The 23,677-nt window shown below is 65.3% G+C and carries 23 protein-coding genes; 9 read left to right on the forward strand and 14 right to left on the reverse strand.

Translation table 11 applies throughout. From position 1 onward, the window contains the following. Nucleotides 1–50: 50 nt before the first annotated feature. The 4 genes from BW970_RS13320 to BW970_RS13335 are packed head-to-tail and all read right to left on the reverse strand — an operon-like array spanning nucleotide 51 to nucleotide 4,837. A complete protein-coding gene (locus BW970_RS13320; RefSeq protein WP_076532134.1) occupies nucleotides 51–1,490 on the reverse strand; it encodes an aldehyde dehydrogenase family protein in 1,440 nt (479 codons plus the stop codon). Next, a complete protein-coding gene (locus BW970_RS13325) occupies nucleotides 1,474–3,075 on the reverse strand; it encodes an ABC transporter ATP-binding protein (RefSeq protein WP_076532136.1) in 1,602 nt (533 codons plus the stop codon). The genes BW970_RS13320 and BW970_RS13325 overlap by 17 nt, the downstream gene beginning before the upstream one ends. Further along, nucleotides 3,072–3,893 carry an ABC transporter permease gene (locus BW970_RS13330; RefSeq protein WP_076532137.1) on the reverse strand — a complete coding sequence of 274 codons (822 nt, stop codon included), beginning with the start codon at nucleotides 3,891–3,893 and terminating at the stop codon, nucleotides 3,072–3,074. Before BW970_RS13330 ends, BW970_RS13325 begins: the two co-directional genes overlap by 4 nt. Next, on the reverse strand, nucleotides 3,890–4,837 hold the full coding sequence (locus tag BW970_RS13335; RefSeq protein WP_076532139.1) for an ABC transporter permease: 948 nt from the start codon (nucleotides 4,835–4,837) through the stop codon (nucleotides 3,890–3,892). Before BW970_RS13335 ends, BW970_RS13330 begins: the two co-directional genes overlap by 4 nt. A 163-nt stretch (nucleotides 4,838–5,000) precedes the next feature. On the opposite strand from BW970_RS13335, the gene BW970_RS13340 reads away from it, so the two are divergent. Both BW970_RS13340 and xrtE read left to right on the forward strand, forming a co-directional pair. Then, nucleotides 5,001–5,492, forward strand: a complete 492-nt coding sequence (locus BW970_RS13340; protein ID WP_083701270.1) for a lytic transglycosylase domain-containing protein — start codon at nucleotides 5,001–5,003, stop codon at nucleotides 5,490–5,492. A 119-nt stretch (nucleotides 5,493–5,611) separates the two neighbouring features. After that, nucleotides 5,612–7,276, forward strand: a complete 1,665-nt coding sequence (gene xrtE / locus BW970_RS13345; protein WP_083701271.1) for an exosortase E/protease, VPEID-CTERM system — start codon at nucleotides 5,612–5,614, stop codon at nucleotides 7,274–7,276. A 58-nt stretch (nucleotides 7,277–7,334) separates the two neighbouring features. Here the strand turns inward: xrtE and BW970_RS13350 are convergent, their stop codons facing one another. From BW970_RS13350 to arfB, 6 genes are all read right to left on the reverse strand, one after another. Beyond that, a complete protein-coding gene (locus BW970_RS13350; RefSeq protein WP_076532142.1) occupies nucleotides 7,335–7,571 on the reverse strand; it encodes a VPEID-CTERM sorting domain-containing protein in 237 nt (78 codons plus the stop codon). A 246-nt stretch (nucleotides 7,572–7,817) separates the two neighbouring features. Beyond that, nucleotides 7,818–9,302, reverse strand: a complete 1,485-nt coding sequence (locus BW970_RS13355; RefSeq protein ID WP_076532353.1) for an inorganic phosphate transporter — start codon at nucleotides 9,300–9,302, stop codon at nucleotides 7,818–7,820. Nucleotides 9,303–9,386: 84 nt separating this feature from the next. Continuing rightward, nucleotides 9,387–9,833, reverse strand: a complete 447-nt coding sequence (locus BW970_RS13360; RefSeq protein WP_083701272.1) for an NUDIX hydrolase — start codon at nucleotides 9,831–9,833, stop codon at nucleotides 9,387–9,389. Beyond that, the gene (locus BW970_RS13365) at nucleotides 9,824–10,780 is read right to left on the reverse strand and encodes a phosphotransferase enzyme family protein (protein WP_076532143.1); all 957 of its coding nucleotides are present in this window, start codon (nucleotides 10,778–10,780) and stop codon (nucleotides 9,824–9,826) included. Before BW970_RS13365 ends, BW970_RS13360 begins: the two co-directional genes overlap by 10 nt. Beyond that, nucleotides 10,777–12,051, reverse strand: a complete 1,275-nt coding sequence (locus BW970_RS13370; protein WP_076532145.1) for an aspartate aminotransferase family protein — start codon at nucleotides 12,049–12,051, stop codon at nucleotides 10,777–10,779. Before BW970_RS13370 ends, BW970_RS13365 begins: the two co-directional genes overlap by 4 nt. Further along, the gene (gene arfB / locus BW970_RS13375) at nucleotides 12,048–12,473 is read right to left on the reverse strand and encodes an alternative ribosome rescue aminoacyl-tRNA hydrolase ArfB (protein ID WP_076532147.1); all 426 of its coding nucleotides are present in this window, start codon (nucleotides 12,471–12,473) and stop codon (nucleotides 12,048–12,050) included. The genes BW970_RS13370 and arfB overlap by 4 nt, the downstream gene beginning before the upstream one ends. Nucleotides 12,474–12,596: 123 nt before the next feature. Between arfB and idi the strand changes: the two genes are divergently transcribed. Beyond that, nucleotides 12,597–13,118 carry an isopentenyl-diphosphate Delta-isomerase gene (gene idi, locus BW970_RS13380; protein ID WP_076532149.1) on the forward strand — a complete coding sequence of 174 codons (522 nt, stop codon included), beginning with the start codon at nucleotides 12,597–12,599 and terminating at the stop codon, nucleotides 13,116–13,118. Nucleotides 13,119–13,140: 22 nt separating this feature from the next. On the opposite strand, the gene BW970_RS13385 is transcribed toward idi, so the two are convergent. Then, entirely contained in the window at nucleotides 13,141–14,574 is a 1,434-nt protein-coding gene (locus BW970_RS13385; protein ID WP_076532357.1) for an aldehyde dehydrogenase family protein, read from the reverse strand. A gap of 114 nt (nucleotides 14,575–14,688) precedes the next feature. Then, complete coding sequence (locus tag BW970_RS13390) at nucleotides 14,689–16,116, reverse strand: APC family permease (protein ID WP_076532150.1); 1,428 nt, start codon at nucleotides 16,114–16,116, stop codon at nucleotides 14,689–14,691. Between the two features lie 199 nt (nucleotides 16,117–16,315). Here BW970_RS13390 and BW970_RS13395 point away from each other — a divergent pair, with 199 nt between their 5' ends. The 4 genes from BW970_RS13395 (at nucleotide 16,316) to BW970_RS13410 (ending at nucleotide 19,771) form a co-directional block, all read left to right on the forward strand. Continuing rightward, on the forward strand, nucleotides 16,316–17,101 hold the full coding sequence (locus tag BW970_RS13395; RefSeq protein WP_076532152.1) for an IclR family transcriptional regulator: 786 nt from the start codon (nucleotides 16,316–16,318) through the stop codon (nucleotides 17,099–17,101). 14 nt (nucleotides 17,102–17,115) lie between these two features. After that, nucleotides 17,116–18,474, forward strand: coding sequence for an aspartate aminotransferase family protein (locus BW970_RS13400; protein WP_076532359.1), 1,359 nt, complete (start codon nucleotides 17,116–17,118; stop codon nucleotides 18,472–18,474). 156 nt (nucleotides 18,475–18,630) lie between these two features. Next, a complete protein-coding gene (locus BW970_RS13405; RefSeq protein WP_076532153.1) occupies nucleotides 18,631–19,428 on the forward strand; it encodes an SDR family NAD(P)-dependent oxidoreductase in 798 nt (265 codons plus the stop codon). Further along, a complete protein-coding gene (locus BW970_RS13410; protein WP_076532155.1) occupies nucleotides 19,421–19,771 on the forward strand; it encodes a dihydroneopterin aldolase in 351 nt (116 codons plus the stop codon). Before BW970_RS13405 ends, BW970_RS13410 begins: the two co-directional genes overlap by 8 nt. Nucleotides 19,772–19,839: 68 nt before the next feature. On the opposite strand, the gene ubiB is transcribed toward BW970_RS13410, so the two are convergent. Together ubiB and ubiE are read right to left on the reverse strand one after the other, a co-directional pair. Then, entirely contained in the window at nucleotides 19,840–21,375 is a 1,536-nt protein-coding gene (ubiB, locus tag BW970_RS13415; RefSeq protein WP_076532156.1) for a 2-polyprenylphenol 6-hydroxylase, read from the reverse strand. Then, complete coding sequence (ubiE, locus tag BW970_RS13420) at nucleotides 21,375–22,127, reverse strand: bifunctional demethylmenaquinone methyltransferase/2-methoxy-6-polyprenyl-1,4-benzoquinol methylase UbiE (protein WP_076532158.1); 753 nt, start codon at nucleotides 22,125–22,127, stop codon at nucleotides 21,375–21,377. The genes ubiB and ubiE overlap by 1 nt, the downstream gene beginning before the upstream one ends. Before the next feature lie 87 nt (nucleotides 22,128–22,214). On the opposite strand from ubiE, the gene BW970_RS13425 reads away from it, so the two are divergent. Further along, nucleotides 22,215–22,784, forward strand: coding sequence for a hypothetical protein (locus tag BW970_RS13425; protein WP_076532160.1), 570 nt, complete (start codon nucleotides 22,215–22,217; stop codon nucleotides 22,782–22,784). Beyond that, the gene (gene mutM, locus BW970_RS13430; RefSeq protein WP_076532161.1) at nucleotides 22,762–23,628 is read left to right on the forward strand and encodes a bifunctional DNA-formamidopyrimidine glycosylase/DNA-(apurinic or apyrimidinic site) lyase; all 867 of its coding nucleotides are present in this window, start codon (nucleotides 22,762–22,764) and stop codon (nucleotides 23,626–23,628) included. The genes BW970_RS13425 and mutM overlap by 23 nt, the downstream gene beginning before the upstream one ends. Nucleotides 23,629–23,677: the final 49 nt, after the last annotated feature.

The following is a 23,677-nucleotide window of genomic DNA, read 5'->3' on the forward strand; positions in this document are numbered from 1 at the left end:
CCCAAATACCCCCCCGCCGGAGGCGTCCGCCCCCGGCCAGAGGCGCAGGGTCAGCCGTGATGGGCGGCCACGGTTTTCAGAACCGAAAATCCGTACAGCGCCTCAAAGCCCTTTTCGCGGCCATGCCCCGATTTTCCGACACCGCCAAAGGGCAGTTCCACCCCGCCCGCCGCGCCATAATTGTTCAGGAACACCTGCCCTGCCCGCAGCCGCTTGGCCATCCGCATCTGGCGACCGCCATTCTCGGTCCAGACCCCGGCGACCAGCCCATATTGCGTGCCATTGGCAATCGCCACCGCGTGATCGTCGTCGTCAAAGGAAATCACCACCTGCGCGGGGCCAAAGATCTCGTCCTGCGCCAGCCTGTGGTGCGCCGCCACATCCGCCATCAGCGTTGGCGCCACATAGAATCCGCCCTTGGGTGCATCTTCCACCACCTGCCCGCGCGCAGCGATCGTCAGATCGCCCGACAAGGCCAGCATTCCTTCGATGATTTCCTTTTGCCGGGCGGAAATCACCGGCCCCACATCCAGATCGGCCAGCGCCGGGCCGACCTTCAATCCGGCATAGCGCGCGGCCATGCGTTCCACCACCTCGGCATATTTCGAGCGGTGCACGAGGATACGGGACGAGGCCGAACAGGTCTGACCGGCATTCTGGATCCCGGCATTCACCAGAAAGGGCAGCGCCTTGTCCAGATCGGCATCCTCGAACACCAGCTGCGGCGACTTGCCGCCCAGTTCCAGCGTCACGGGCACCACATTGCGCGCCGCCGCCGACTGGATCAGCTGCCCAACCCCGACGGATCCGGTAAAGCTGATATGATGGATCCCCGAATGCGCGGACAGGGCCGCCCCGGCCTCTTCCCCCAGACCGGGCACGATGTTCAGCGCGCCTTCCGGCATCCCGGCCTCTTGCGCGATGCGGCCAAAGGCCAGCGCGGTCAGACAGGCCTCTTCCGCCGGTTTCAGCACGCAGGCATTGCCCATGGCCAAGGCCGCCCCCACCGAGCGGCCAAGGATCTGCATCGGGTAGTTCCACGGGATGATATGCCCCGTCACCCCATGCGGTTCGCGCAGGGTGTAAACGGTGTAACCGTCGAGGAACGGAATCGTCTCGCCGTGGAACTTGTCGCAGGCGCCGGCATAGAATTCCATGTAGCGCGCCATGGCGATGGCATCGGCCTTGGCCTGCTTGAGCGGCTTGCCCACATCGCGAGCCTCGATCTGGGCCAGTTCGTCGGCACGGGCCAGGATCATCTGGCCGATCCGCGCCAGCAGGCGGCCGCGTTCAAAGGCGGGCATCCGGCCCCATGCGCCGTGCAGGGCGGCCTCGGCGGCGGCCACCGCCTCGTCGATGTCGCTGGTTAACCCGCGCGGAATTTCGCCCCAGGTCTCGCCGGTCGAGGGATCTTCAAGGCCCAGCGTATCGGCCGTGCGGCGCCATTGGCCGTTGATCAGGATTTCGCGGCTGTCAAACCAGAGTGTCATTTTCTGTCATCCATTCGGACGGGATCACGGGCGTCGCCGCGATCAGTTGGCGGGTATAGGCGTGCTGGGGGGCCGAGAACACGGTTTCGGTCTGGCCCTGTTCCACGATCTGCCCCGATTGCATCACCATCACCCGGTCGGTGATAGCGCGCACCACATGCAGATCGTGGCTGATGAACAGATAGGACAGGCCATGGCTGGCCTGCAATGCGGCCAGCAGATCCAGGATCTGCGCCCGCACCCGCACATCCAGCGCCGACACCGCCTCGTCCAGCACGATCAGCCGGGGCCGCACGATCAGCGCGCGGGCAATGGCAATGCGTTGGCGCTGGCCGCCGGAAAATTCGTGGATGTATTTCTGCGCGTCTTCGGGTTTCAGGCCCACTTCGGTCAGCGCGCGGGCCACGCGGTCACGTTGTTCCGCCGACGGGGTCGGCACCAGATGGAAGGGTTCGGCGACAAGCCGCCCCACCGTCCAGCGCGGGTTGAAGCTGCCATAGGGATCCTGGAACACCACCTGCATACGCGCCCGCAGCGATGGCGTCATGGCCCCGGCGCGAATCTCGTCGCCATCCAGCCGGATGGTGCCGCCTTGGGTATCCTCCAGCCCCAGAATGGCGCGGGTCAGGGTGGATTTCCCGCAGCCGGATTCGCCCACCAAGCCAAGCGATTCCCCTTGCCGCAGGGTAAAGGATACCCCCTTTACCGCCTCCAGCCGCGGGGCCGGGCCGGTCAGGGACTTGCGCGGCAGGGCATAGCTGCGGCGCACATCCTGCACTTGCAGCAGCGGGGTTTCCGTCACCTCGGCCGTACGCGCGGGGTGATGGGCGGATGCAGCGAACAGGCGGCGCGTATAGTCGTGGCTGCGGGCGCGGAACAGTGCCTCTGTCGGACCTTGCTCGACGATGCGACCGCTTTGCATGACGGCGACATGATCGGCGATTCCGGCGACCACCGCCAGATCATGGGTGATCAGCATCAGCCCCATGCCTTCCTCGGCCACCAGCCCCTTGAGCAGATCCAGGATCTGCGCCTGGGTCGTCACATCCAGCGCGGTGGTCGGCTCGTCCGCCACCAAGAGCTTGGGGCGCAGGGCAATGGCCATGGCGATGCACACGCGCTGACGCTGGCCGCCCGACAGTTCGTGCGGGAACCGGGTCAGCGGAAAGCGGTCGCCGGCCAGCCCCACGCGGTCCAGCTTTTCGCGCGCGACCTTCAGCGCCTCGGCCCGGCTGGCAGCACCGTGGATCACCAAGGCCTCGGCGACCTGATCGCCAATGGTCTGCACCGGGTTGAGGGCGGTCATCGGCTCCTGAAAGATCATGCCGATATCACGGCCCCGGATCGCGCACATCTGCGCCTCGGTCTGCGCCAGCAGATCCGTGCCGCCCAGCAGGATACGCCCCGTGGGCCGCGCGCCATCGGGCAACAGGCGCATGGCGGAAAAGGCAGTCAACGACTTGCCCGAGCCACTTTCGCCCACCAACCCGAACACCTGCCCCGGCTGCATGTCAAACGACACGCCATGCAGGATTTCCGTGCCGTGAATGGCCAGCTTCAGATCTTGGACGGACAGCAGGGTCATCTTGCGCGCCTCAGCCGGGGGTCAAGCAGGTCGCGCAACCCGTCGCCCATAAGGTTCAGGCCCAGCACGGTCAGCACGATGGCAAGGCCCGGCAGAATGGCCATATGCGGGGCCATGGTGATCATCGTCTGCGCCTCTGCCAGCATCCGGCCCCAGGACGGAATGGGCGGCTGCGCCCCCAGGCCGACATAGGACAGGCCCGCCTCGGCCAGAATGCCAAGGCTGAACTGGATGGTGCCTTGCACGATCAGCAGATTGGCGATGTTGGGCAGGATGTGTTCCAGGCTGATCCGCGCCCGCCCCTTGCCCGCCACTTCCGCCGCGCGGATGTAATCCAGCGTCCACAGGCTCAGCGCGCCGCCACGGGTGACACGGGCAAAGACCGGGATGTTGAAGATGCCGATGGCGATGATGGCATTGGTGGCCGACGGGCCGAACACCGCCGTGATCAGGATGGCAATGACCAACGAGGGAAAGGCGAATACAAGGTCATTGCCGCGCATCACCACCTCGTCCACCAGCGACCCGCGCCGCGCGGCTGCCAGCAGGCCCAAGGGCACGCCGAACCCCATGCCGATGCCCACGGCCAAAATCGCCACCGCGATCGAGGTGCGCGCCCCGACCATCAGCATCGACAGCATATCCCGGCCGAAATGGTCCGTGCCAAGCGCAAAGCCCGGCGTGCCGATGGGTTTCAGCTTGGACGCCACCGCCAGTTGTTCCACCGGCACCGGCACCCAGACCAGCGACACCAGCGCGGCCAGCGCAAAGACGCCTGCCAGCACGGCGCCAAGGATCAGCATCAGGCGGCCCTTCATGCGCGGCTCCGCAGACGAGGATCGACCAGCGCATAGGCCAGATCGACAAGGAAATTCACCAGGATCACCGCCCCCACCAGCAGCATGACCACCGATTCCACCACGATCAGATCCCGCTGGGTGATGCCCTGAAAGATCAGCCGCCCCAGACCCGGCAGGAAGAACACGTTCTCGATGATGATCGCACCTGCCAGCAAAAAGCTGAATTGCAGCCCCAGGATGGTCAGCACAGGGATCAGCGCATTGCGAAAGGCATGGCGCAGCACCGCCTGCGCGCGATTCAGCCCCTTGGCCCGCGCGGTTCGGATGTAATCCTGGCTCAGCGTTTCCAGCACCGAAGACCGCATGACCCGCGCAAGGATCGACGCCTGCGGCAGCGCCAGCGCGACGGCAGGCAGCGTCAGGGCGCGGATATTCACCCATATCCCCTTGTCCCAGCCCGGAAACCCGCCAGAGGGGAACCAGCGCAGCTTGACGGCAAAGATCAGCACCAGGATCATTGCGAACCAGAAGTTCGGCACGGCCACGCCAAGCTGGGTGGTGGCCATCACCCCCAGATCGGTGGGTTTGCCCTGCCGCGCGGCGGCGATCAGGCCCACGGGAATCGCGATCACCGTGGACAGGACCAGCGCATAGAGCGTCAGGGGCAGCGACACCTGCACCCGCGCCGCAACCAGTTCCGCAACGGGCACGCGATAGGTATAGGAGGTGCCGAAATCCCCCCGCAGCATTCCGCCAAGCCAGGAGACATAGCGCTCGATCACCGTGCCGTTCAGGCCCAGTTGCTCGCGCAGCGCCGCCACCGTGTCGGGTGCGACATTCATGCCCAGCATATAGCTTGCCGGATCGCCGGGAATCACCTCGATCACCGCAAAGATGGCCACGCTTGCCACAAGCAGGCTCAGCACCAGCGACACAAGGCGTGAGAGTGTATAGCGCAGCATCCGGGCATCCTTTCGCGGCGCAAGCTACCGGCGGGGCGCGGCGGGGTCCAGATCTGATCGGCGAAAGTGCGCCGGGGCGACCGACGCGACCGCAGCGGGGGCTTGTCGGATGCAAAAGTCACGCTATGCGTTGACATGGCAGCAGATTCCGCAGGAGGCGGGCATGGCGCGTTGGTCGGGACGAACATTTGTGGCAGCCGCGCTTGTGCTGTCGCTCCTGGCCGCCTGTAGCCCTGCGCAGCGGCGCGATGGCGCCCCGACCACGATAGGCATGTCAAGCTCGGGGCTGAATGCAGGCGAGACGCCAGAACTGCGCCGCTTGATCGAGAAATACGCCCGCGAGCACAAGGTGCCGGTCTCGCTCGTGCACCGCGTGGTCCATCGGGAAAGCCGTTATAACCCCGGCGCGCGGAACGGCCCCTATTTCGGGCTGATGCAAATGCTGCCGCAAACCGCGCGAACCATGGGCTATCGCGGCGAACCGGCGGGGCTGCTGGATGCCGAAACAAACCTGAAATACGGGGTCAAATATCTGCGCGGCGCCTGGATGGTCGCGGATGGCAGCGCCGACCGCGCCGTCATGTGGTACGCCAAGGGATATTACTACGAAGCCAAGCGCCGCGGATTGCTGTACGAGACCGGGCTGCGCAACTGAACGTTGCCGTCTGACGCCCGTTCGTTGGGCGCTGCGCCTGCGAGAATGGCAAGGCGCCTGCGATCCCTGCCCTGTGATCGCCCCATTCCCATCACGGGATTGCCTGGATCGGGTGCTTCATGGCATTCGATATGGGGGACGGCGGCATGACGGATACCGGGTTGGACAGCAAGCGGGCAAGACCAGAGATGCCCAAGCGCACCCACCGCGCATTGCTGCTGATCGCGCTGTTCGTGGCAGAACTTGTGCTTCTCGCACTGGCCTACCAGTTTCTGGCAACCATCGACTGTTCCGCAACCGATGCGGAAACGACATGCCGTGGCCTGCGCAGCCTTGTGGCGCGGGCACTTGCGGTCTTTGCTGTGGCCGTCGTGCTGCTTTGGGCGCGCCCCGGCCTTGCCTCGCGGTTCGAGCGGCTGGCACGGCGACATCCGGCGCCAGGACAATGGACCGCGCTGCATCTGGGCGGGGTTGCCCTGCTGCTGGTCCCGCTGTTCGTGGCGGCCGGGGCGGACATGGCCCCGATGTTCGGCAGGCTGCTGCCCTTCTGGCTGGCCGGGTCTGCCGCCGCCGCAGTGGGCGCGATCCTATGGCTGGCCCCCCTGCCTGTCTGGCGCAAGGCTGCGGGCAAGGATGCGCCGGTGGTCGTCGGCGCATTTGCCGGGGCGCTTGTGCTGCCTGACCTGGCCGATCTGGTCTTGCCGCTGTGGTGGCACTGGCCACAGTTGACCGCGATGACCTTTCATGCGGTCGCCGGGCTGCTGGAACTCATTGGCGCGCCTGTCTATGAAGACGCCGCCGGTTACATTCTTGGCGCCGGGGATTTCTATGTTCACATCGCGCATCAATGTTCTGGCGTCGAGGGGCTGGCGCTCGTGACCGGATTCACGCTGCTCTATGCCGCGCTGTTCCGCGACCAGATCCGGGTGCCGCACTATTGGCTGGTGATCCTGCCACTGGGGTTGCTGCTCAGTTGGGCATTGAACGTGCTGCGGATCGCGGTGCTGATCGTGATCGGCGATCTGGTTTCGCCGGATCTGGCGGTGAACGGGTTCCATTCCTATGCGGGCTGGCTGTTCTTTATCCTGCTGGCACTGGGGCTGATGTGGTTTGTCCATTCCACGCCATGGCTGCACCGCACCCCGGCAGAGCGACCGGCCCCGCCCCCGTTGCGGCAGGACTGGGATGCCGCGCGTATCCTGCCCTTTGTGGCATTCATGCTGGTATCCACCGTCGCCGCGGCATTCTTTTTCCATCCAGAGTTGGGCTATCCACTCAAGGCTGCGGTGATGGCCGGGGCACTGGCATGGTTTCTGCCTGCCTATCGCGGCCGGGACTGGCGCCCGACCGCACCCGCGCTGATGGTGGGGGTGGCTGTCGGGGCGTTCTGGATCGTCGCCGCGCCCGAAGACAACATGGATGCCTTTGTGGTGTCACAGCTTCTGACCGGGCTGAGCGAAACCGCCCTGATCCTCTGGATCGTCTGCCGCGTCGTGGGCACTATCGCCTTTGTCCCGCTGATCGAGGAGCTGTTCTTCCGCGGCTACATCCTTGCGCGGCTGGACCGGGGCGGGATGGGCTGGCGCATCGTGGCACTGGCGGTGTCCAGCGCGCTGTTCGGCCTGATGCATGGCAGGTGGTGGGAAGCGGCGCTGGCGGGGCTGGTCTTTGGCATTCTGGCCCTGTGGCGAGGGCGCCTGGCCGATGCGGTCTGGGCCCATGTCGCCGCGAATGCCGTGGTCGCGGCCCTTGCGCTGTGGCGCGGGGACTGGGCACTGATCTGATCAGACGACAACGCCGCAGACCCATGGCCCGCGGCGTTGTCTGTCATGGTTGCAACGCTCAGGCGCGGCGGCGATTGCGTTCCCAGGCAAAGGCCAGCGCCGCAGCGATGGCCGCCACGGCCAGCAATGCAGTCGATCCATCAATCTCGGGGACGGCCGCCGGGTTCGTCGGCGTCGTGGTCGAGCCACCGCGGCCACCACCCCACAGCCAAGTCAGCCAAGACTGTGCCATGGCCGGGGCTGCGGACAGCGCCAGAACTGCGGCGGCAGCGATTGCAGAGTTAAGAGACTTCATACGGCAACTCCTGCGATTTCAATCATCTTGCCTTTGAAAAGCCAGAATTGCCCCTTGAAAACAAGCATAATTTTCCTTCCGCCACAGTACGGCCCCAATTTGGCGCCTGCTTGGCAACCAATCCGCCGAAGGTTGCAGCATTGTTTCCGGAAACCGCCTGATGCCCGACTTGGCAAGGTTCGTGGGTCGCCCAGGTTTTCAGCACACGGTTTGGTGAACCAGATGTGATTCGCCGGGCGCGCCGCCTCACAGTGCCATGGCGCGCAGTGCAAGGAACAACCCGGCCGCCAACAAGGCGGTGGCCGGCACGGTCACAACCCAGGCGGCAGCCACCGTCAACACATGCGAGCGCCGGACCAGTTTGCGCCGGACCCGTTCTTCGGGGGGCAGCAGGCTGCCCCGCAACTGGCCCATCCTGCGGGCGCGACGCTCCATATACCATTCCCGATAGAAGCCAACGCCAAAGACCGCCCCGACCGCGATATGCGTTGACGACACCGGCAGCCCCAAGCCGCTGGCGACAATCACGGTGATCGCCGCCGACAGGGCGACACAGAACGCCCGCATCGGATTGAGCTTGGTGATCTCGGACCCCACAAGCCGGATCAGGCGCGGGCCGAACAACAGCAGGCCGAACGAGATCCCTGCGGCGCCGATCATCATCACCCACAAAGGAATGGTAACGGGGCCGCTCACCGTGCCATCGCCCAGGGCATGGACAATGGCGGCCAGCGGGCCGACCGCATTGGCTACATCATTCGCCCCATGGGCAAAGGACAGCAAGGCGGCCGACACGACCAACGGCAGGCCGAACAGCTTTTTCAAAGATTTCTTGCGGTTGTCCAACCCCTCGGACTGGCGCCGGATCAGCGGCACCGCCAGTGCCCAGCCGATCAACCCGACAACCAGCCCAAGCAGCATCGCCCCTTCAAGGCTGATCTTGACGATGCGGGACAACCCCTTGAGCGCGAGATAGGCGCTGAACGCCCCCGCCATCAGCCCGACCAACACCGGCACCCAGACGCGGGCGGCCGCGATCTTGTCTTCGGCATAGATCACGCGGGGCTTGATAAGGGCCAGAAGCATCGCCGCCACGATGCCCCCCAGCACCGGCGAAATCACCCAGCTTGCGGCGATCCGGCCCATCATGGGCCAGTTCACCGCGGCAAGCCCTGCGGCGACGATGCCCGCCCCCATGACACCGCCAACGATGGAATGGGTCGTCGAAACCGGCGCCCCGATCCAGGTCGCCAGATTCAGCCACAGCGCCGACGCCAGTAACGCCGACATCATGGCCCAGACAAAGGCTTGCCCATCGCCCAGCGCCTCGGGCGCGACAATCCCGCCAGAGACGGTCGACACCACATCGCCCCCGGCAATCAGGGCACCGGCGGTCTCGAACACCGCTGCGATCAGCAGGGCGCCGCCCATTGTCAGCGCATTGGCGCCCACCGCCGGACCCATGTTGTTCGCCACATCGTTCGCCCCGATGTTCAGCGCCATATAGGCCCCGAACACCGCTGCCGCGATCACCAGCAGCCGGTCGGGCGATCCGCCGGTGAACACTGCCGCCGCAATGGCCACGACCACCACAAAGGCCAGCGCGACACCGGGGGCGACCAGGGGGCGGGCCACATATTGCGTGCCCAGTTCCAGCCGGCCGATACGCCCCAGATCCTTGTCGAGTGTCTTCCACCGATTGATCGGAGCATCGGGAGGTAGGTCCGCCATGTTGCCGCCTGTCATGAAACCGTTACATTCGCGCCGGTGCCCTAGCCGGTTTGGCCCTGCGCAGCAATGAAAAAGGGCGTTGTCTCAGCCAAGGGCACGCCGGATGAGATCGCCGATTTCATCGACATCGGCACGGGCCGCGGCCTTGGCAACGGGCAACATCTTGCGCTTGCGCTTGCCCGCCTCGGGGTAGTCTTCGGCCAGGGTGGTATCGTCCATGCGGAAAACCACCAGATCACAGGGCAGATCCAGCCCCGTTTTCAACCGCTTGTTCGCCGGGATCCGCGCGATTTCATCGGGAAGGACAGTGCCGCGCGCGCCCGCCTCTTCCCACGCTTCCTGCGCAGCAGCGTCCACAAGGGTCCGCCCCGGCATCGGCCAGCCCTTGGGCAGGATCCAGCGCCCGGAGTCCAGGCTTTTGACCAGCACAACCTCTGTCCCCTCTGGTCCCTGACGGGTGCATAGCATGGCCACCTGCAAGGCGGCGCTGGGGCGCAGGAACATGGACTTGAGCGCGTCGATCAGCGCCACCAGTCCGGCCCCCCGTCGATCACGGAACGCGCAAGTGTGACGGCGCGGGCAATATGGCGGCGGTGGACCGGGTGATCGGGCGGCAGGCGCGGGGCAGCCCAGCCGACGCTTGCGCAGCAGCGTGCAAGCGTGGCGACCGGAATCAGGTCGCGGTCCAGCGGGCGGCGGGCGGCATAGCCATCGACCAATGCGGCGGCCAGATCGGGCAGGTGCGGTTCGGACAGGGTTTGCGACAACATGGTCCCCAGATCGTAGACCCTGAATCCCCAGCCTGCATCGTCAAAGTCGATCAACTCCGGCCCATCTGGCGCCATCAACACGTTTTCGCGCAACACATCGGCGTGAACGAGGCCAAAGTCCCCGCCGCGTGCCTGATGGTGGCCCAAGGCGCTGCGCACATGGGCGCGGGCGGCCAGCAGGACATCGCGTTCAACAGGCTCAAGCGCAGGATGTTCCCAGAACCGGCCCCAGAACGGATCCGGGCCGGTCAAACCGTCGATGTCCCAGCGGGGGCGTTCGAACCAGTCGGGCAAGGTCAGCGCATCGGTCGCATCGTGGAACCGCGCGACCAGATCCCCGACAGCGCGAAAGCGGTCTGCCTGTTCGGTGCGGCTGCCGGTCAGGGGCACGGTCGCCTTGCCGAACTCCGGCCCGTCAACCCAGGCGATGACAGAGGCCATGCGCCCGCTCGACACCGCCTTGAGCATGTCGCCATCCTGTGCGGCAAGGGCACGGGGCACCGGGGCGCCTGCCTCGGCCATGGCGGCGCACCACCACAGCTCTGACCGGATGGCGGCTTCGGTCTGATACCCGACGCGGTGCAGGCGCAGGGCGGCGCGGCCAAAGGGGAACTGCGCCTCGTAGACCGCATTTTCGCGGTCGTTGATCAGGCGCAGATGACTGGCCCCGCCCCAATGGGCGGCCGCCTCGATGGCCTCGGCGCTCATCGAAGCACCGGGGTTTCGGCCAGCACCTGCGCCAATGTGTCCACCAGAAGATCGGCGTTTTCGCGGCTGAACGGCATCGGCGGGCGCATTTTCAGCGTATTGCGGTGTTTGCCGATGTTGTTCAGCAGCACGCCGCGCGCCACCATCCCCTCGATCAGGTCGGCAACAAAAGTGGTGGCCGGGTCGCCGTCCTCCAGCAGGAATTCGACGCCAAAGAACATGCCGATGCCGCGCACCTGGGCGATCAGGGGGTGCGACAGGCCCTTGAGCCGTTCCACCACATAGGCGCCGGTCTGCTGCGCATTGGCCTGCAAACCTTCCTGCTCGATCACGTCGAGCACGGCCATGGCAGCGGCAGCCGACACCGGATTGCCGCCAAACGTGTTGAAATAGCCAAAGGCATCGCGGAAGGCGGCCATGACATCGGCGCGGGCAAAGACGGCGGCAACGGGGTGGCCATTGCCCATTGGCTTGCCCATCGTCACCACATCGGGGGCAAAGCCCAGCCGGTCATGGCCCCAGAAATGGCTGCCCGAACGGCCAAAGCCGGGCTGCACCTCGTCCGCGATCATCAGCCCCCCGGCGGCGCGGATGGCCGCCATGGTCGGGTCAAGGAATCCTGGCGCCAGATCGGGCAGGCCCTCGTTCGCGAACAGCGGACACAGCAGCATGGCGGAAAAGCCGAACCCCTCGGCCTCCAGCTCGGCAATCGCCTTGCGGACATTGGCGGCAAAAGCCTCGGCCTGGCCTTCCACCGTGCCACCGACGGGGCGTAGGCTGTCGGGCGCAGGCACCAGACGGATGTTGCGGGCATAACCCCCGATCGGCGGCTTGCGGGTGGACAGTTGCGACACCAGCGCCGTATTGCCGTGATAGGTGTTGTCGGTGGCGATGATCCCGGTCTTGCCCGTCACCGCCTGCGCCATGCGCAGTGCGATGTCATTCGCCTCGGACCCGGTGCAGGTCATGATCGCCTGCGTGGTGCCATGGTTGAAGGTCGCGCCCAGCCGTTCGATATAGTCCAGCACCAGATCGTGCAGATACCGTGTATGGGTGTTCAGCGTGGCGGCCTGACGGCTGATCGCCTCAACCACCTTTGGGTGACAATGCCCAACATGGGGGACGTTGTTGTAGCAATCCAGATACCGCTTGCCAGCCACATCCCACAGCCAGACGCCTTCGCCCCGCACCAGATGCACCGGCTCGCGGTAGAAGGTGGGCACGTTCGGCCCCATCAGCCGGGCGCGGCGTTCGATCAGGGTTTCGCTCATTCGTCCGTATCCTCTACCTTGCTGCGGGTGGCCTTGACTGACCCGCGCGCCTGTTTCGCCGCCACCCGCCGCCGCTGGCTGGCCAGTGTGGGGCGCGTGGCGATCCGCCGTTTCGGCGCCACCAGCGCCGCGCGGATCAGTTCTGCCAGCCGCTCGCGCGCCATTTCGCGGTTGCGGGCCTGGCTGCGGGTTTCCTCGGCCCGGATGACGATGGCGCCATCCAATGTCCAGCGCCGCCCCGCCAGCCGTTTCAGCCGCGCCTTGACCGCAGAGGTCAGATGTGGCGAGCGTTCCGCCTCGAACCGCAGTTCCACGGCCGTCTCGACCTTGTTGACGTTCTGCCCCCCTGGCCCCTGCGAGCGCGAAAAGGTTTCGACCAGTTCCCAGTCGGCAATCTGGATATGTTCGGTCACACGCAGCATGGCAGATACATAACACGTTCATCTTTTATGTGAAGCCCGTTTCGCAGGGCCCTGCTGGCCTTGTCCGGTTCGATGGGCCATATGCGGGGCGGACATTCCCGCCGCCAAGAGAGGACGCATCTCATGCTGATTCCCGCCTGGGTCGATGGCGCCACTGTGGCGATGGACAAGCTGGAGGTCCACCGCCGCGGGGTGCGGCATCCGGCTGTTTCTGTGTTCGTGCTGGACCACATGGGGCGCGTGCTGATCCAGCGTCGGGCACTGGCCAAGTATCATACGCCGGGCCTGTGGGCCAACACCTGCTGCACACATCCCCATTGGGGCGAGGCGGCGCAGATCTGCGCGATACGCCGGCTGCACGAAGAACTGGGCATCGGCGGATTGACCCTGCGGCCCGTCGGCACCGTGGAATACCGCGCCGATGTCGGCAATGGCCTGACCGAACACGAGGTGGTGTCGATCTTTGCCGGACTCGCGCCAGAGTCGCTGCCCGTCGCGCCGGACCCGGCAGAGGTGGCCGAAACCCGCTGGATCGCGCCCGACGATCTGCTGGACGAGATTGCCGCCGCGCCAGAGCGGTTCACGCCTTGGCTGCGCATCTACATGACCGATCATCGCGCCCTGATCTTTGGGCCGCGCCGCTGATCACAGGCCACCGCCGCAGGGCTCAAAGCTGGATCCAGGCCGTTTTCAGGTCGGAATACTTGTCCAGCGCGTGCAGCGACTTGTCATGACCGTTGCCAGATTGCTTGACGCCCCCCAACGGCACCGTGCCATCGGCGCCGCCATAGGTGTTCACATGCACCACCCCGGCGCGCAGGGCCCGCACCATGCGATGGGCGCGCGACAGGTTCGCCGTCCAGACCCCGGCAGCCAGACCGTATTCGGTGGCATTCGCCAGATGCACGGCCTCGGCTTCGGTATCGAACGGGGTCACGGCCAGAACGGGGCCAAACACCTCTTGCCGGAACAGGCGGTGGCCGGGGGCGACCTGGGTAACGATGGTGGGCTGCATGTACCAGCCCCCGGTTTCGCGCAGCGCCTGCCCGCCGCCCAGCACAAGTTCCGCCCCCTCGGCCTGCGCATCGGCAACAAAACCCAGATTGCCCGCCAGTTGGCGTTCCGAATTCACCGCGCCGATCTGGGTGCCCAGATCCAGAGGGTTGCCCAAGGCCATTTTCTGCGTCGCATCGCACAGCGCCGCGACGAAGGAGTCATGCACGGACCGCTCGACCAACAGGCGCGACCCTGCCACACAGACCTGCCCCGCATTGCGGAATATCGCCGTGGCCGCAGCCTTGGCCGCCGCCGCCAGATCGGGCGCATCGGCAAAGACGATGTTGGGCGACTTGCCCCCCAGTTCCAGATAACAGCGTTTCAGATTGGACCGCGCGGAATATTCCAGCAGGCGCCGCCCGGTGGACCCCGAGCCGGTAAAGACCAGAACATCCACATCCATCGACAGCGCCAGCGCCTCGCCGGTGAGATGGCCGGGGCCGGTCACAACGTTGAGCACACCCGGCGGCACACCCGCTTCCAGCGCCAGTTCAGCCAATCGCAGCAAGCTGAGCGAGGCGGTTTCCGCCGGTTTCAGCACCACCGAATTGCCCATGGCCAGCGCGGGTGCCAGTTTCCATGCCCCGATCATCAGCGGAAAGTTCCACGGGACTATGGCCCCCACAACGCCCACAGGCTCGCGGTGGATCAGGCCCAGCACATCGCGAGGCGTCGGGGCGATTTCGCCATACACCTTGTCCAGCGCCTCGGCATAATAGCGGAAGGTGCCCGCGGCACTGCCGGGTTCGGCCTTGAGCGCCATCGAGATCTCGGTGCCATTGTCGCGCACACCCAGAACGGCCAGTTCCAACGCATGGCGCTGAATCAGATCGGCCAGCCGGTGCAGCACCGCCTTGCGCGCGGCGGGCGGTTGACCGGACCAGCGGCCATCCTCGAATGCCGCGCGGGCAGAGGCGGTGGCGCGGGCGACATCCTCGGCCGACGCGCTGGCGAGGGTGGTCAGTTGCGTGCCGTCGATGGGCGAGAGCACTGGCAACGGCTCGGCAGCGCCTGACACCCATGCCCCGTCGATCAACAGGCGCATGGCCGGCACCGGGGCAGTGGCAAGGCGATCAATCTCGGACTGGCTGGGCACGAGGGTGGTCCTTTGAAAATGCAGAACCGGGGCGGTCGCACCGCCCCGGCAGATGGGCAGGTCTTAGAACTTGGCCTTGCCCAGATCGGCAAAGCGCGCGGGATCCCGGCGCGAGAGCTTCAGCGCCAGCAGATATCCGACAAGCCCGAGAACGGGGATCAGGCCGGGAATCGCCACGGCAAGCACACCCGAGGCGCCGGTCAGGGCGCCAAAATCCATGAAGATCTTGACGAACAACCCGGCCATGACCAACCCCGACAGGATCGGAAGGATGGTCGTGGACACCATGCCCTCGCCCATTGCGTCGCGTTTGAAAAAGGCAACGATGGCAAAGGACGACAGGGCCATCAGCCCCAGAATTCCCAGCGTTCCCATCTGCGTCAGCCAGACGAACAGCTCTAGCACCGGATCACGTTCCAGAACCACGAACACCGTCACCACGACCAGGGCCAGCACCGTCTGAGCGACAGATCCCATGTGCGGCGACAGGTGCAGCGCATGGGTGGTGCCCATCCGGTCGGGCAGAATGCCCTCGCGCCCTGCCACGAACTTGTAGCGCGCCACCGCATTGTGAAACGCAAGCACGGCGGCAAAGATCGACGTGACGAACAGGACCGCCATGATCAGCGTCGGGAACTCGCCAAGATACCGGCCAGACAGATCGAACAGGAAACTGTCGGGCCCGTTCGCCTCCAACGTCGGCAAGAGGTTGTCGACCCCGACCCCCATGATCATCAACCAGGATGTGACGATGTAGAAACACCCGATGGCCAGAACGGAGATATAGGTCGCCTGCGGGACCGTCTTGGCGGGGTTGCGGGCCTCTTCGGAATAGATCGTCGTCGCTTCGAACCCGATGAAGGCGGCAAAACAGAACAGGATGCCGATGGAGGGCGTGCCCGATGTCAGGTTCTCCCAGCTGAACGGCGCCAGGCTCAGCCCTTCTGCCCCGCCAGACGTCAGGATCGCGGCATCCAGCAACAGCACGATGGCAAATTCCGCCAGAACCAGAACCATCAGCACCTTTGCCGACAGATCCACCTGACGATAGCCCATGATGCCAACCAGCACGATGGCCGCATAGGCCCAGACCCACCAGGGCAGTTCCAGCCCGAAGCTGGCGCCAGTGCCCGATGCAACGGCCCCGAACAGGCCGATCAGCCCGATCTGCATTCCGTTATAGGCCAGAATGGCAATCATCGCGGCCGCGCCCCCCATGCGACCACCAAGGCCCTGCGCGGTAAAGGCATAGAACGCCCCCGCGTTCTTGACGTGGCGCGACATGGCGACATAGCCGACCGAGAACGCCAGCAGGATCAGCGTGACAACCACAAAACTGGCCGCGATACCGGCACCGTTACCGAACAGCATAGAGGGCGGGACGCCGCCCCCCGATCCGGTCAGCGGCGCGGCCGCCGAAACGACGAGGAAGGTGACTGCCCCCACGCCAAGCGAATTCTTCTTGAGTTGGTTGATCGGCGCATCAGCCATGCCCGACCTCCGATCTGCGGGGATATGCCATCCGATTGTCCTTCCTGTCCGTGGGAACGCAGACGTAGACCGCCTGTCATATGGTTCTATATATGAACCGATGGTTCAAAATAGTTTGACAGGCTCTGCGACAATCTGTCAACTGAAATGACGCCCTGCCGGGGCGCCTCCTTTTGGTTGCTGACTTTGTGAGCGTTTGATGAGCACTGTTTCCAAGGCGCTTGACCTTCTTGACCTGTTCGGTCGCACCTGCCCCCAGATCGGCCTGTCCGAGGCCGCCCGGCTTTCGGGCCTGAACAAGGCCACCTGCCACCGCCTGCTGACGGACCTGGCCAACGCCGGATTGCTGGAGCAGGTCGGCACGTCGCGCGAATACAGGCTCGGGCCCGCCGTGCTGCACCTGGCCGCACTGCGCGAGGCGAGCGTGCCCGCGCTGACCGCCGCCCGCCCTGTACTGGAACGGCTGGCCGACAGCACGGGCGAAACCGCGCATGTGTCGCTGATGATCGGGGGGCGGCTGAAATCGGTGGATCATGCCTATTCCTCGCGCCACACGATGCGCGTGATGATGTCGGATACCGACGACCTGCCATTCCACGCCACCGCCTCGGGGCTGGCAGTGCTGGCCGCCCTGCCTGCGGATCAGCGCGCCGGGCTTCTGGCAGGGACGCTGGCGCGGCTGACCGCACGGACCGAAACCGATCCCGCACGGATCGCGCAACGCGCCTCCGAGGTGCGCAGGCTCGGCTACGCGGAAAGCATCGGGGGGTTTCAGGCCGATGTGCATTCGCTGGCCGTTCCCCTGTTCGGCCCACAGGAACGTTGCGCGGGCGCGCTGGCCATCGCGGCGCCAGCGGCCCGCATGACGCCCGCCACCGGCCGACTGATCCGGGCAGAGCTGATCCGCGCGGGCCAGTCGATCACCACGCAATGGGGCGGCGTGCCGCCCGACGATTTTTCCGCAAGCTGGCGCCGCGCCGCCTGACGAAAGGGACCACCATGAAAGACGCAAATTTTCTCAAGGCCAACAATGCCCGCAGCCTGTGGCACCCGATGACCGCACCTGCGGACAGCCTGGAGAACCCGCCGGTCATCGTCACATCGGCCCAGGGCACGCGGATCCGTGATATCGACGGGCACGAGGTTGTCGATGGGGTCGGCGGGCTTTGGAACGTCAACCTGGGCTATTCCTGCCAACCCGTCAAAGAGGCCATCGCGGCCCAACTGGACCGGCTGCCATATTATTCGATCTTTCGCGGCACATCGAATGACTGCGTGATCGAACTGGCCGAGGATCTGCGTGCATTCTTTGCGCCGGACGGGCTGACGCGGGCGTTCTTTACATCCGGCGGGTCCGACAGTGTGGAAACCGCGCTGCGGCTGGCGCGGCAGTACCACAAGATTCGCGGGCAAGCGGGCAGGGTAAAGTACCTTTCGCTGAAAAAGGGCTATCATGGCACGCATTTCGGTGGGGCCAGCGTCAACGGGAATGCGAATTTCCGTACCGCCTATGAGCCGCTGCTGCCGGGCTGCCATCACATTCCGGCCCCCTACACCTACCGCAACCCGTTCAACGAATCCGATCCTGCCCGCCTGTCCCATCTGTGCCTTGCGGCGCTGGAAGACGAGATCGCGTTTCAGGGCGCGGGCACCATTGCGGCCTTCATCATGGAGCCGATCCTGGGCGCAGGCGGCGTGATACCGCCGCATCCCGACTTCATGCCGGGGGTCGAGGCGATTTGTCGCAAACACGGGATTCTGCTGATCGCGGACGAGGTGATCACCGCCTTCGGCCGCACCGGGGCCTGGTCGGGAAGCCGTCTTTGGGGCGTGAAACCCGATTTCATGTGCACGGCCAAGGCAATCACCAATGGCTACTTCCCCTTTGGCGCGGTGATGATCTCGGAAGGTGTCGCCGACGTGTTCGAAACCGACGCCACAGGCCGCGCCGCCATCGGGCATGGGTATACCTATTCCGGCCACCCGGTCGGCGCTGCCGCCGCCCTTGCCTGCCTGCGGGAGACGCAACGGCTGAATGTGGTGGAAAACGCGGCGGCACGTGGCACCCAGTTGTTCGACGGTCTGAAAGCGCTGCAAACGAGATACGACCTGATCGGCGATGTGCGCGGCGGCCATGGCCTGATGCTGGCGGTCGAACTGGTGGCAGACCGGGCAAGCAGGACACCGGCCGACAAATCGGTCATGGCCCGGCTGCAGAGCGTCGCCTATGCCGCTGGTGCCATGGTGCGTGTGTCAGGCGCCAACATCATCCTGTCGCCGCCGCTGGTGCTGACGGATGCGGATGCGGATGTGATCATCGCGGCCCTGGATGCAGGTCTGGCCAGCCTGTCGGCGTGAGCTGTGGCACGCGGGGAAAGGGGGGGGCTGTCTGCCCCCCTCTGACCCGTTCCGGGTCATTCACCCCCCGAGGGTATTTTTCGCAAGATGAATGAGCGCGGATGGGCAGTGCCGCGTATTGGCGGTAGATCGTTGTCGCTGCCGAAAGGAAATCCGATGCCCGATGTCCCCCCTGCCCGCCGCGCGCCTGTCGCCCTTGTCACAGGGGCCGCCCGCCGCCTTGGCGCCGAAATGGTCCGGCGCCTTGGCCGCGAAGGATTCCGCGTGGCGCTGCATTGCAACACATCGCGCGCCGAAGCCGAGGCGATTGCCGCCGAGGTGCGCCGCGACGGCGGAGCCTGCGAGGTGATCGCAGGCGATCTGGCCGAGAAGGCGCAGGTGCACCGGATCTGGGACGAGACATTGGACCGTTTCGGGCCGGTGTCGCTGCTGGTCAACAATGCCTCGGCATTTCGCAACGACGACATCTTCGGTGTAGAGGACAGCGTCTTCGACACGCATGTCGCCGTGAATCTCAAGGCTCCGGTCTGGTTGATCGAGCGACTGGCCGCGCAGCGCGATCTGCCCGACGGCGCGCTGGTGGTGAACATGCTCGACAACAAGTGTTTTGCGCCGAACCCGGATTTCTTCACCTACACCTTGTCGAAAAGCGCCCTGCACACCGCGACCACCCTGTGCGCGATGCGGTTTTCCGGCAGGCCGAGGGTCTGCGGCATTGCACCGTCCATCACCCTGATCTCTGGCAAGCAGACCGAGGAGAACTTTCAGAAATCCGCGCGCATCAACCCGTTGCGGCGGCGGGTCGCACCCTCGGACATTTGCGACGCGTTGATGGCGCTGTGGCAGTCGCCCGGCCTGAACGGCGAGGTTCTGGTCCTGGACGGCGGTCAGACATTGTGGCGTCTTGATCGGGATGTGGCATTTCTGGTGAAGGACGGGCAGACCGATGGCTGAGTTTCTGATCGAAGTCCACGAGCAGGAGGTCGACATCATCATCGGCCTGCACGATTTCGAAAAGGCCGCCCCCCAGCGCGTCGTGATCACGGCGCAGGTCCTCACGACGGATGTGTCCGGCCGGGCCGACAATTATGTCGACTATGACGCCATCGTGCATCACATTCGCGGCTACCAGGGCGGTCGCGTGGAGACGCAGGAGGATCTGGTTCTGGCCATCCATGGCTTTGTGATGGCCCTGCCCAATGTGCGCGCCGCCCGGATATGTTCGCGCAAACCCGACATCTTCAGCGATTGCGCCTGGGTTGGCCTTTGCTACCCGGCCCGCCCGCTTGCGGGCTGACCTGCATGTCGTTCTGACCAGAATACCTCTGCCGGGGGCTGCGGCCCGCGCCGCAGCGGCGGCGCGGCCTACCCCAGCGCCGCCAGCACCAGGCCAGCCGCACCGCCGGTCAGTGTCAGGGCCGCGCCAAGCAACACCCACCAGACAGGATGCCAGGGCCGGGCACCGGGCCGGACTGTCTCTGCCTGCCGGATCAACGCCCCTTCGACCATCGCAGGCAGGCGGGGTCCAAAGCGTGCCAGCACGCGCGCCGTGCGACCCAGATCGCGGATCAGCGCACGCGGCCCAACGTTCCGGGTGATGTAGGATTCCACGACCGGCCGCGCGACCTTCCAGATGTTGATATGCGGATCCAGCGTACGGGCCACGCCTTCGACCACGACCATCGTCCGTTGCAGCAGGATCAGCTCGGTCCGGGTTTCCATCCCGAACCGTTCCGTCACCTCGAACAGATAGGACAGCAGCCGCGCCATCGAGATCCGCGTTGCATCCATGCCGAAGATCGGCTCACCCACCACGCGCAGGGCGCGGGCGAATTCGTCGATATCGCGGTCGGCCGGCACATAGCCCGCCTCGAAATGCACTTCGGCCACGCGGCGGTAATCGCGGCGGATGAAGCCGATCAGGATTTCGGCATAGACGCGGCGGGTGTATTCATCCAGCCGCCCCATGATGCCGAAATCGTAGAACACCAGATCGCCATTGGCCGCCACCTTCAGGTTGCCCTGATGCATGTCGCCATGGAAGAAGCCGTCGCGCAGCGCATGGGACAGGAACAGCGACATCACCCGGCTGGCCAGTGCCACACGATCATGCCCGGCGCCATCTATGGAAACAAGATCGGCCAGACCCAGCCCTTCGGCCCAGCCCATGGTCATCACCCGGCGCCCTGACAGGCCCCAGTCGGGCCGGGGCACCGACATGCCCGCGTCCGCCTCTGTGTTCGCGGCAAATTCGGCAGCCGACGCAGCTTCGAGCCGCAAGTCCAGCTCTCCGTTCACGACGCTTTCGAAATGGGCCACCACATCTGACGGGCGCAGGCGCCGCGAGAACGGCACGATGGCCTCTATCAGCCCGGCGGCGAGGTGGAAGGCGTCGATATCCTTGCGGAACGCCTTGTCGATGCCGGGGCGCAGCACCTTGACCGCGACCTCTTGCCCGGTTTCGGCCAGGCGCGCCCGGTGAACCTGCGCGATGGAGGCGGCGGCGACGGGTTCCGAGAATTCGGAAAAGGTCGCATCGACATCAACGCCCAGCTCCTCTGCCACCATCCGCTTGGCTACCCTGGTGTCGAAGGGGGGCAGGCGATCTTGCAGCATGGTCAGTTGCTCGGACAGTTCCGCGCCCACAATATCCGGGCGGGTCGAGAGGATCTGTCCGAACTTGATATAGGCCGGGCCAAGCGCGGTGATGGCCCTTGTGGCTGGCGGCAGGCTCGCGTCGCCCTTGAGCCCCAGCCATTTGAACGGCCAGCCCAGCACGCGGGCGGCCACCCGCAATCGGGGCGGGGCGTCCATCGCCTCGAGCACCACGCCGATGGCGCCTGTACGCTCCATGGTGGCCAGGGTGCGGATCAGCCGCCAGATGTTGTGGGGGCCGCGCATCAGATCTTCCAGCCAGAGTGCAGGGCGGCAATGCCCATCGTCAGGTTGCGGTACTTCACCTGATCGAATCCGGCGTCGCGGATCATGCTGGCAAAGCTCTCCTGGTCGGGGAACTGGCGGATCGATTCAACCAGATACTGATAGCTGTCACGGTCCCCTGTCACGGCCTGCCCCATCGCCGGAATGACGTTGAAGGAGTAGCGGTCATAGGCCCATTGCATCAACTCGTTCGGAATCTGACTGAATTCCAGAACCATGAGCCGACCGCCGGGGCGCAGGACGCGAAACGCCTCGCGCAAGGCTTCGGTGATGCGCACGACATTCCGGATGCCGAAGCTGATCGTATAGGTGTCAAAGCTGTTGTCGGCAAAAGGCAGCGCCATGGCATCGCCAACCACCCAGTCCAGCCGGTCGGCCATTGCGCCGGCCTCGGCCCGGTGGCGGCCTTCGACCAGCATGGATTCGGTCATGTCGCAGACCACGGCCGTTGCTGCCGGGGCGCGCTCCAGAAACCGGAAGGCCACATCGCCGGTCCCGCCTGCCACATCCAGCAGGCGCTGACCGGGCCGCGGGGCCAGCCAGTCCATCATCGCATCTTTCCAGATGCGATGGATGCCCATCGACATCAGATCGTTCATCACGTCGTATTTCGAGGCGACCGAGGTGAAGACCTCATGCACCATCCCGGCCTTTTCCGATTCCGGCACATCGCGGAAGCCGAAATGCGTTGTCGCGTCGTTCTCGCCGGTCATGCCGCGCCCTCGCCCGAAAATTGCCATGACCGGGATATAGCGTTCGAGGGTCAAAGGGGAAACCGGCAAATGGCCACAGGAGCCGCCATGGCGTTCAACGACCCGCTTGTGATCGCGTTGCTGTTGCTCGGTGCCCCGGCGGTGATGGTCAATCTGGCTGTGTGGCTGTTCGGCGGCTTTGAGGCGGCTGACGACATGCCGTCGGAGGGCGGCCTGCCCCCGCCAAGACGACGGCACGGGGCGGCGGAAACGCGCTTGCGTACCGCTGGCGGGTTGCGGGCAGTGCTGGCGGTGATGATCGCGGGGGTCACGCTGGCCATGCTGCGCCTGAACGGCAACGGCCTGCCAGGCTGGCCGGAACTGGCGCTGCTGGCCGTTCTGGGCTGGAATGCGGCGGCCCTTTGGCTTTGGGAGGTCCGCTTCGATTCCGTGGGGCTTTCGGTTCCGGTCCTGATCTTCTGGCGGCGAGCGCGGCTGTGGCGGCAACTGGTCGCGGTGACGGAGGACAACCTTTTTGCGCGGCGCTTTCACTTTGCCGATGGCACGGTGATCCGGGTGCCGAAACATGTTGTGGGTAGCCACGAACTCCGGCACATGGCAGATCACTGGATCACCCCTGATCAGGCCATTCCCCATGCCCGAACTTCCCGAGGTTGAAACAGTCCGGCGCGGCCTGCTGCCCGTGATGGAAGGGGCGACCATCGCCTCTGCCGACATCCGCCGCCCCGATCTGCGCTGGCCGCTGCCCGAACGCATGGCTGAACGCCTGACCGGGCAGCGGGTGAACACATTGCGCCGTCGGTCCAAGTACATCCTGGCCGATCTTTCGGGCGGCGAAACCCTGCTGATCCATCTGGGCATGTCCGGGCGGATGCTGATCTCTCGGCCCGGACAACAGGCCCAGGGGCTGGGTGAGTTTGTCCATGACCATGGCGCGATCGGCAAACATGACCATATCGTCATGGACATGGACAGCGGGGCCCGCATCACCTTCAACGATGCGCGGCGCTTTGGCATGATGGATCTGCTGGTCACAGCGACGGCCGAGGCACACCCGCTGCTTGCCGGGCTTGGCCCGGAGCCCTTTGGCAACAGCTTTTCCGAAAGCTGGCTCGCGGCACGTCTGGCCGGACGCCGCACCCCGATCAAGGCCGCGTTGCTGGATCAGTCGAACATCGCGGGTCTGGGCAATATCTATGTCTGTGAGGTGTTGTTCCGCGCCCGCATTCACCCAGCCACGCTGGCCCGCGATCTGGGAACCGCGCAGGTGGCGGCATTGGTGCCCCTGATCCGCGATGTGCTGGCCGAGGCGATCGAGGCCGGCGGATCCTCGTTGCGCGATTACCGGCAGGCGGATGGCGAGCTTGGATATTTCCAGCATACGTTCCGGGTCTATGGTCGCGAAGGGCAACCCTGTGTCGCGGCGGGCTGTTCCGGCACCATTTCCAGGCTGGTTCAGTTGGGTCGTTCCTCGTTCTTCTGCCCTGTCTGCCAGAGATGACTTGATCCCCGGCCCGGTCCTGCTAGGACTCGCGGCCAAGAAAATGACT

It is taken from the genome of Gemmobacter megaterium (genome assembly GCF_900156815.1).
GTDB lineage: Bacteria > Pseudomonadota > Alphaproteobacteria > Rhodobacterales > Rhodobacteraceae > Wagnerdoeblera > Wagnerdoeblera megaterium.

Coding starts and splice junctions, on each gene's coding strand:
- xrtE (WP_083701271.1), top strand. CDS start 5,612: ATGGCATTCGATATGGGGGACGGCGGCATGACGGATACCGGGTTGGAC.
- mutM (WP_076532161.1), top strand. CDS start 22,762: ATGCCCGAACTTCCCGAGGTTGAAACAGTCCGGCGCGGCCTGCTGCCC.
- BW970_RS13405 (WP_076532153.1), top strand. CDS start 18,631: ATGCCCGATGTCCCCCCTGCCCGCCGCGCGCCTGTCGCCCTTGTCACA.
- arfB (WP_076532147.1), bottom strand. CDS start 12,473: ATGCTGCGTGTGACCGAACATATCCAGATTGCCGACTGGGAACTGGTC.
- ubiB (WP_076532156.1), bottom strand. CDS start 21,375: ATGCGCGGCCCCCACAACATCTGGCGGCTGATCCGCACCCTGGCCACC.
- BW970_RS13355 (WP_076532353.1), bottom strand. CDS start 9,302: ATGGCGGACCTACCTCCCGATGCTCCGATCAATCGGTGGAAGACACTC.
- BW970_RS13370 (WP_076532145.1), bottom strand. CDS start 12,051: ATGAGCGAAACCCTGATCGAACGCCGCGCCCGGCTGATGGGGCCGAAC.
- BW970_RS13390 (WP_076532150.1), bottom strand. CDS start 16,116: ATGGCTGATGCGCCGATCAACCAACTCAAGAAGAATTCGCTTGGCGTG.
- BW970_RS13350 (WP_076532142.1), bottom strand. CDS start 7,571: ATGAAGTCTCTTAACTCTGCAATCGCTGCCGCCGCAGTTCTGGCGCTG.
- BW970_RS13425 (WP_076532160.1), top strand. CDS start 22,215: ATGGCGTTCAACGACCCGCTTGTGATCGCGTTGCTGTTGCTCGGTGCC.
- BW970_RS13335 (WP_076532139.1), bottom strand. CDS start 4,837: ATGCTGCGCTATACACTCTCACGCCTTGTGTCGCTGGTGCTGAGCCTG.
- BW970_RS13395 (WP_076532152.1), top strand. CDS start 16,316: ATGAGCACTGTTTCCAAGGCGCTTGACCTTCTTGACCTGTTCGGTCGC.
- BW970_RS13400 (WP_076532359.1), top strand. CDS start 17,116: ATGAAAGACGCAAATTTTCTCAAGGCCAACAATGCCCGCAGCCTGTGG.
- ubiE (WP_076532158.1), bottom strand. CDS start 22,127: ATGACCGGCGAGAACGACGCGACAACGCATTTCGGCTTCCGCGATGTG.
- BW970_RS13325 (WP_076532136.1), bottom strand. CDS start 3,075: ATGACCCTGCTGTCCGTCCAAGATCTGAAGCTGGCCATTCACGGCACG.
- BW970_RS13410 (WP_076532155.1), top strand. CDS start 19,421: ATGGCTGAGTTTCTGATCGAAGTCCACGAGCAGGAGGTCGACATCATC.
- idi (WP_076532149.1), top strand. CDS start 12,597: ATGCTGATTCCCGCCTGGGTCGATGGCGCCACTGTGGCGATGGACAAG.
- BW970_RS13365 (WP_076532143.1), bottom strand. CDS start 10,780: ATGAGCGCCGAGGCCATCGAGGCGGCCGCCCATTGGGGCGGGGCCAGT.
- BW970_RS13340 (WP_083701270.1), top strand. CDS start 5,001: ATGGCGCGTTGGTCGGGACGAACATTTGTGGCAGCCGCGCTTGTGCTG.
- BW970_RS13320 (WP_076532134.1), bottom strand. CDS start 1,490: ATGACACTCTGGTTTGACAGCCGCGAAATCCTGATCAACGGCCAATGG.
- BW970_RS13385 (WP_076532357.1), bottom strand. CDS start 14,574: ATGCGCCTGTTGATCGACGGGGCATGGGTGTCAGGCGCTGCCGAGCCG.
- BW970_RS13330 (WP_076532137.1), bottom strand. CDS start 3,893: ATGAAGGGCCGCCTGATGCTGATCCTTGGCGCCGTGCTGGCAGGCGTC.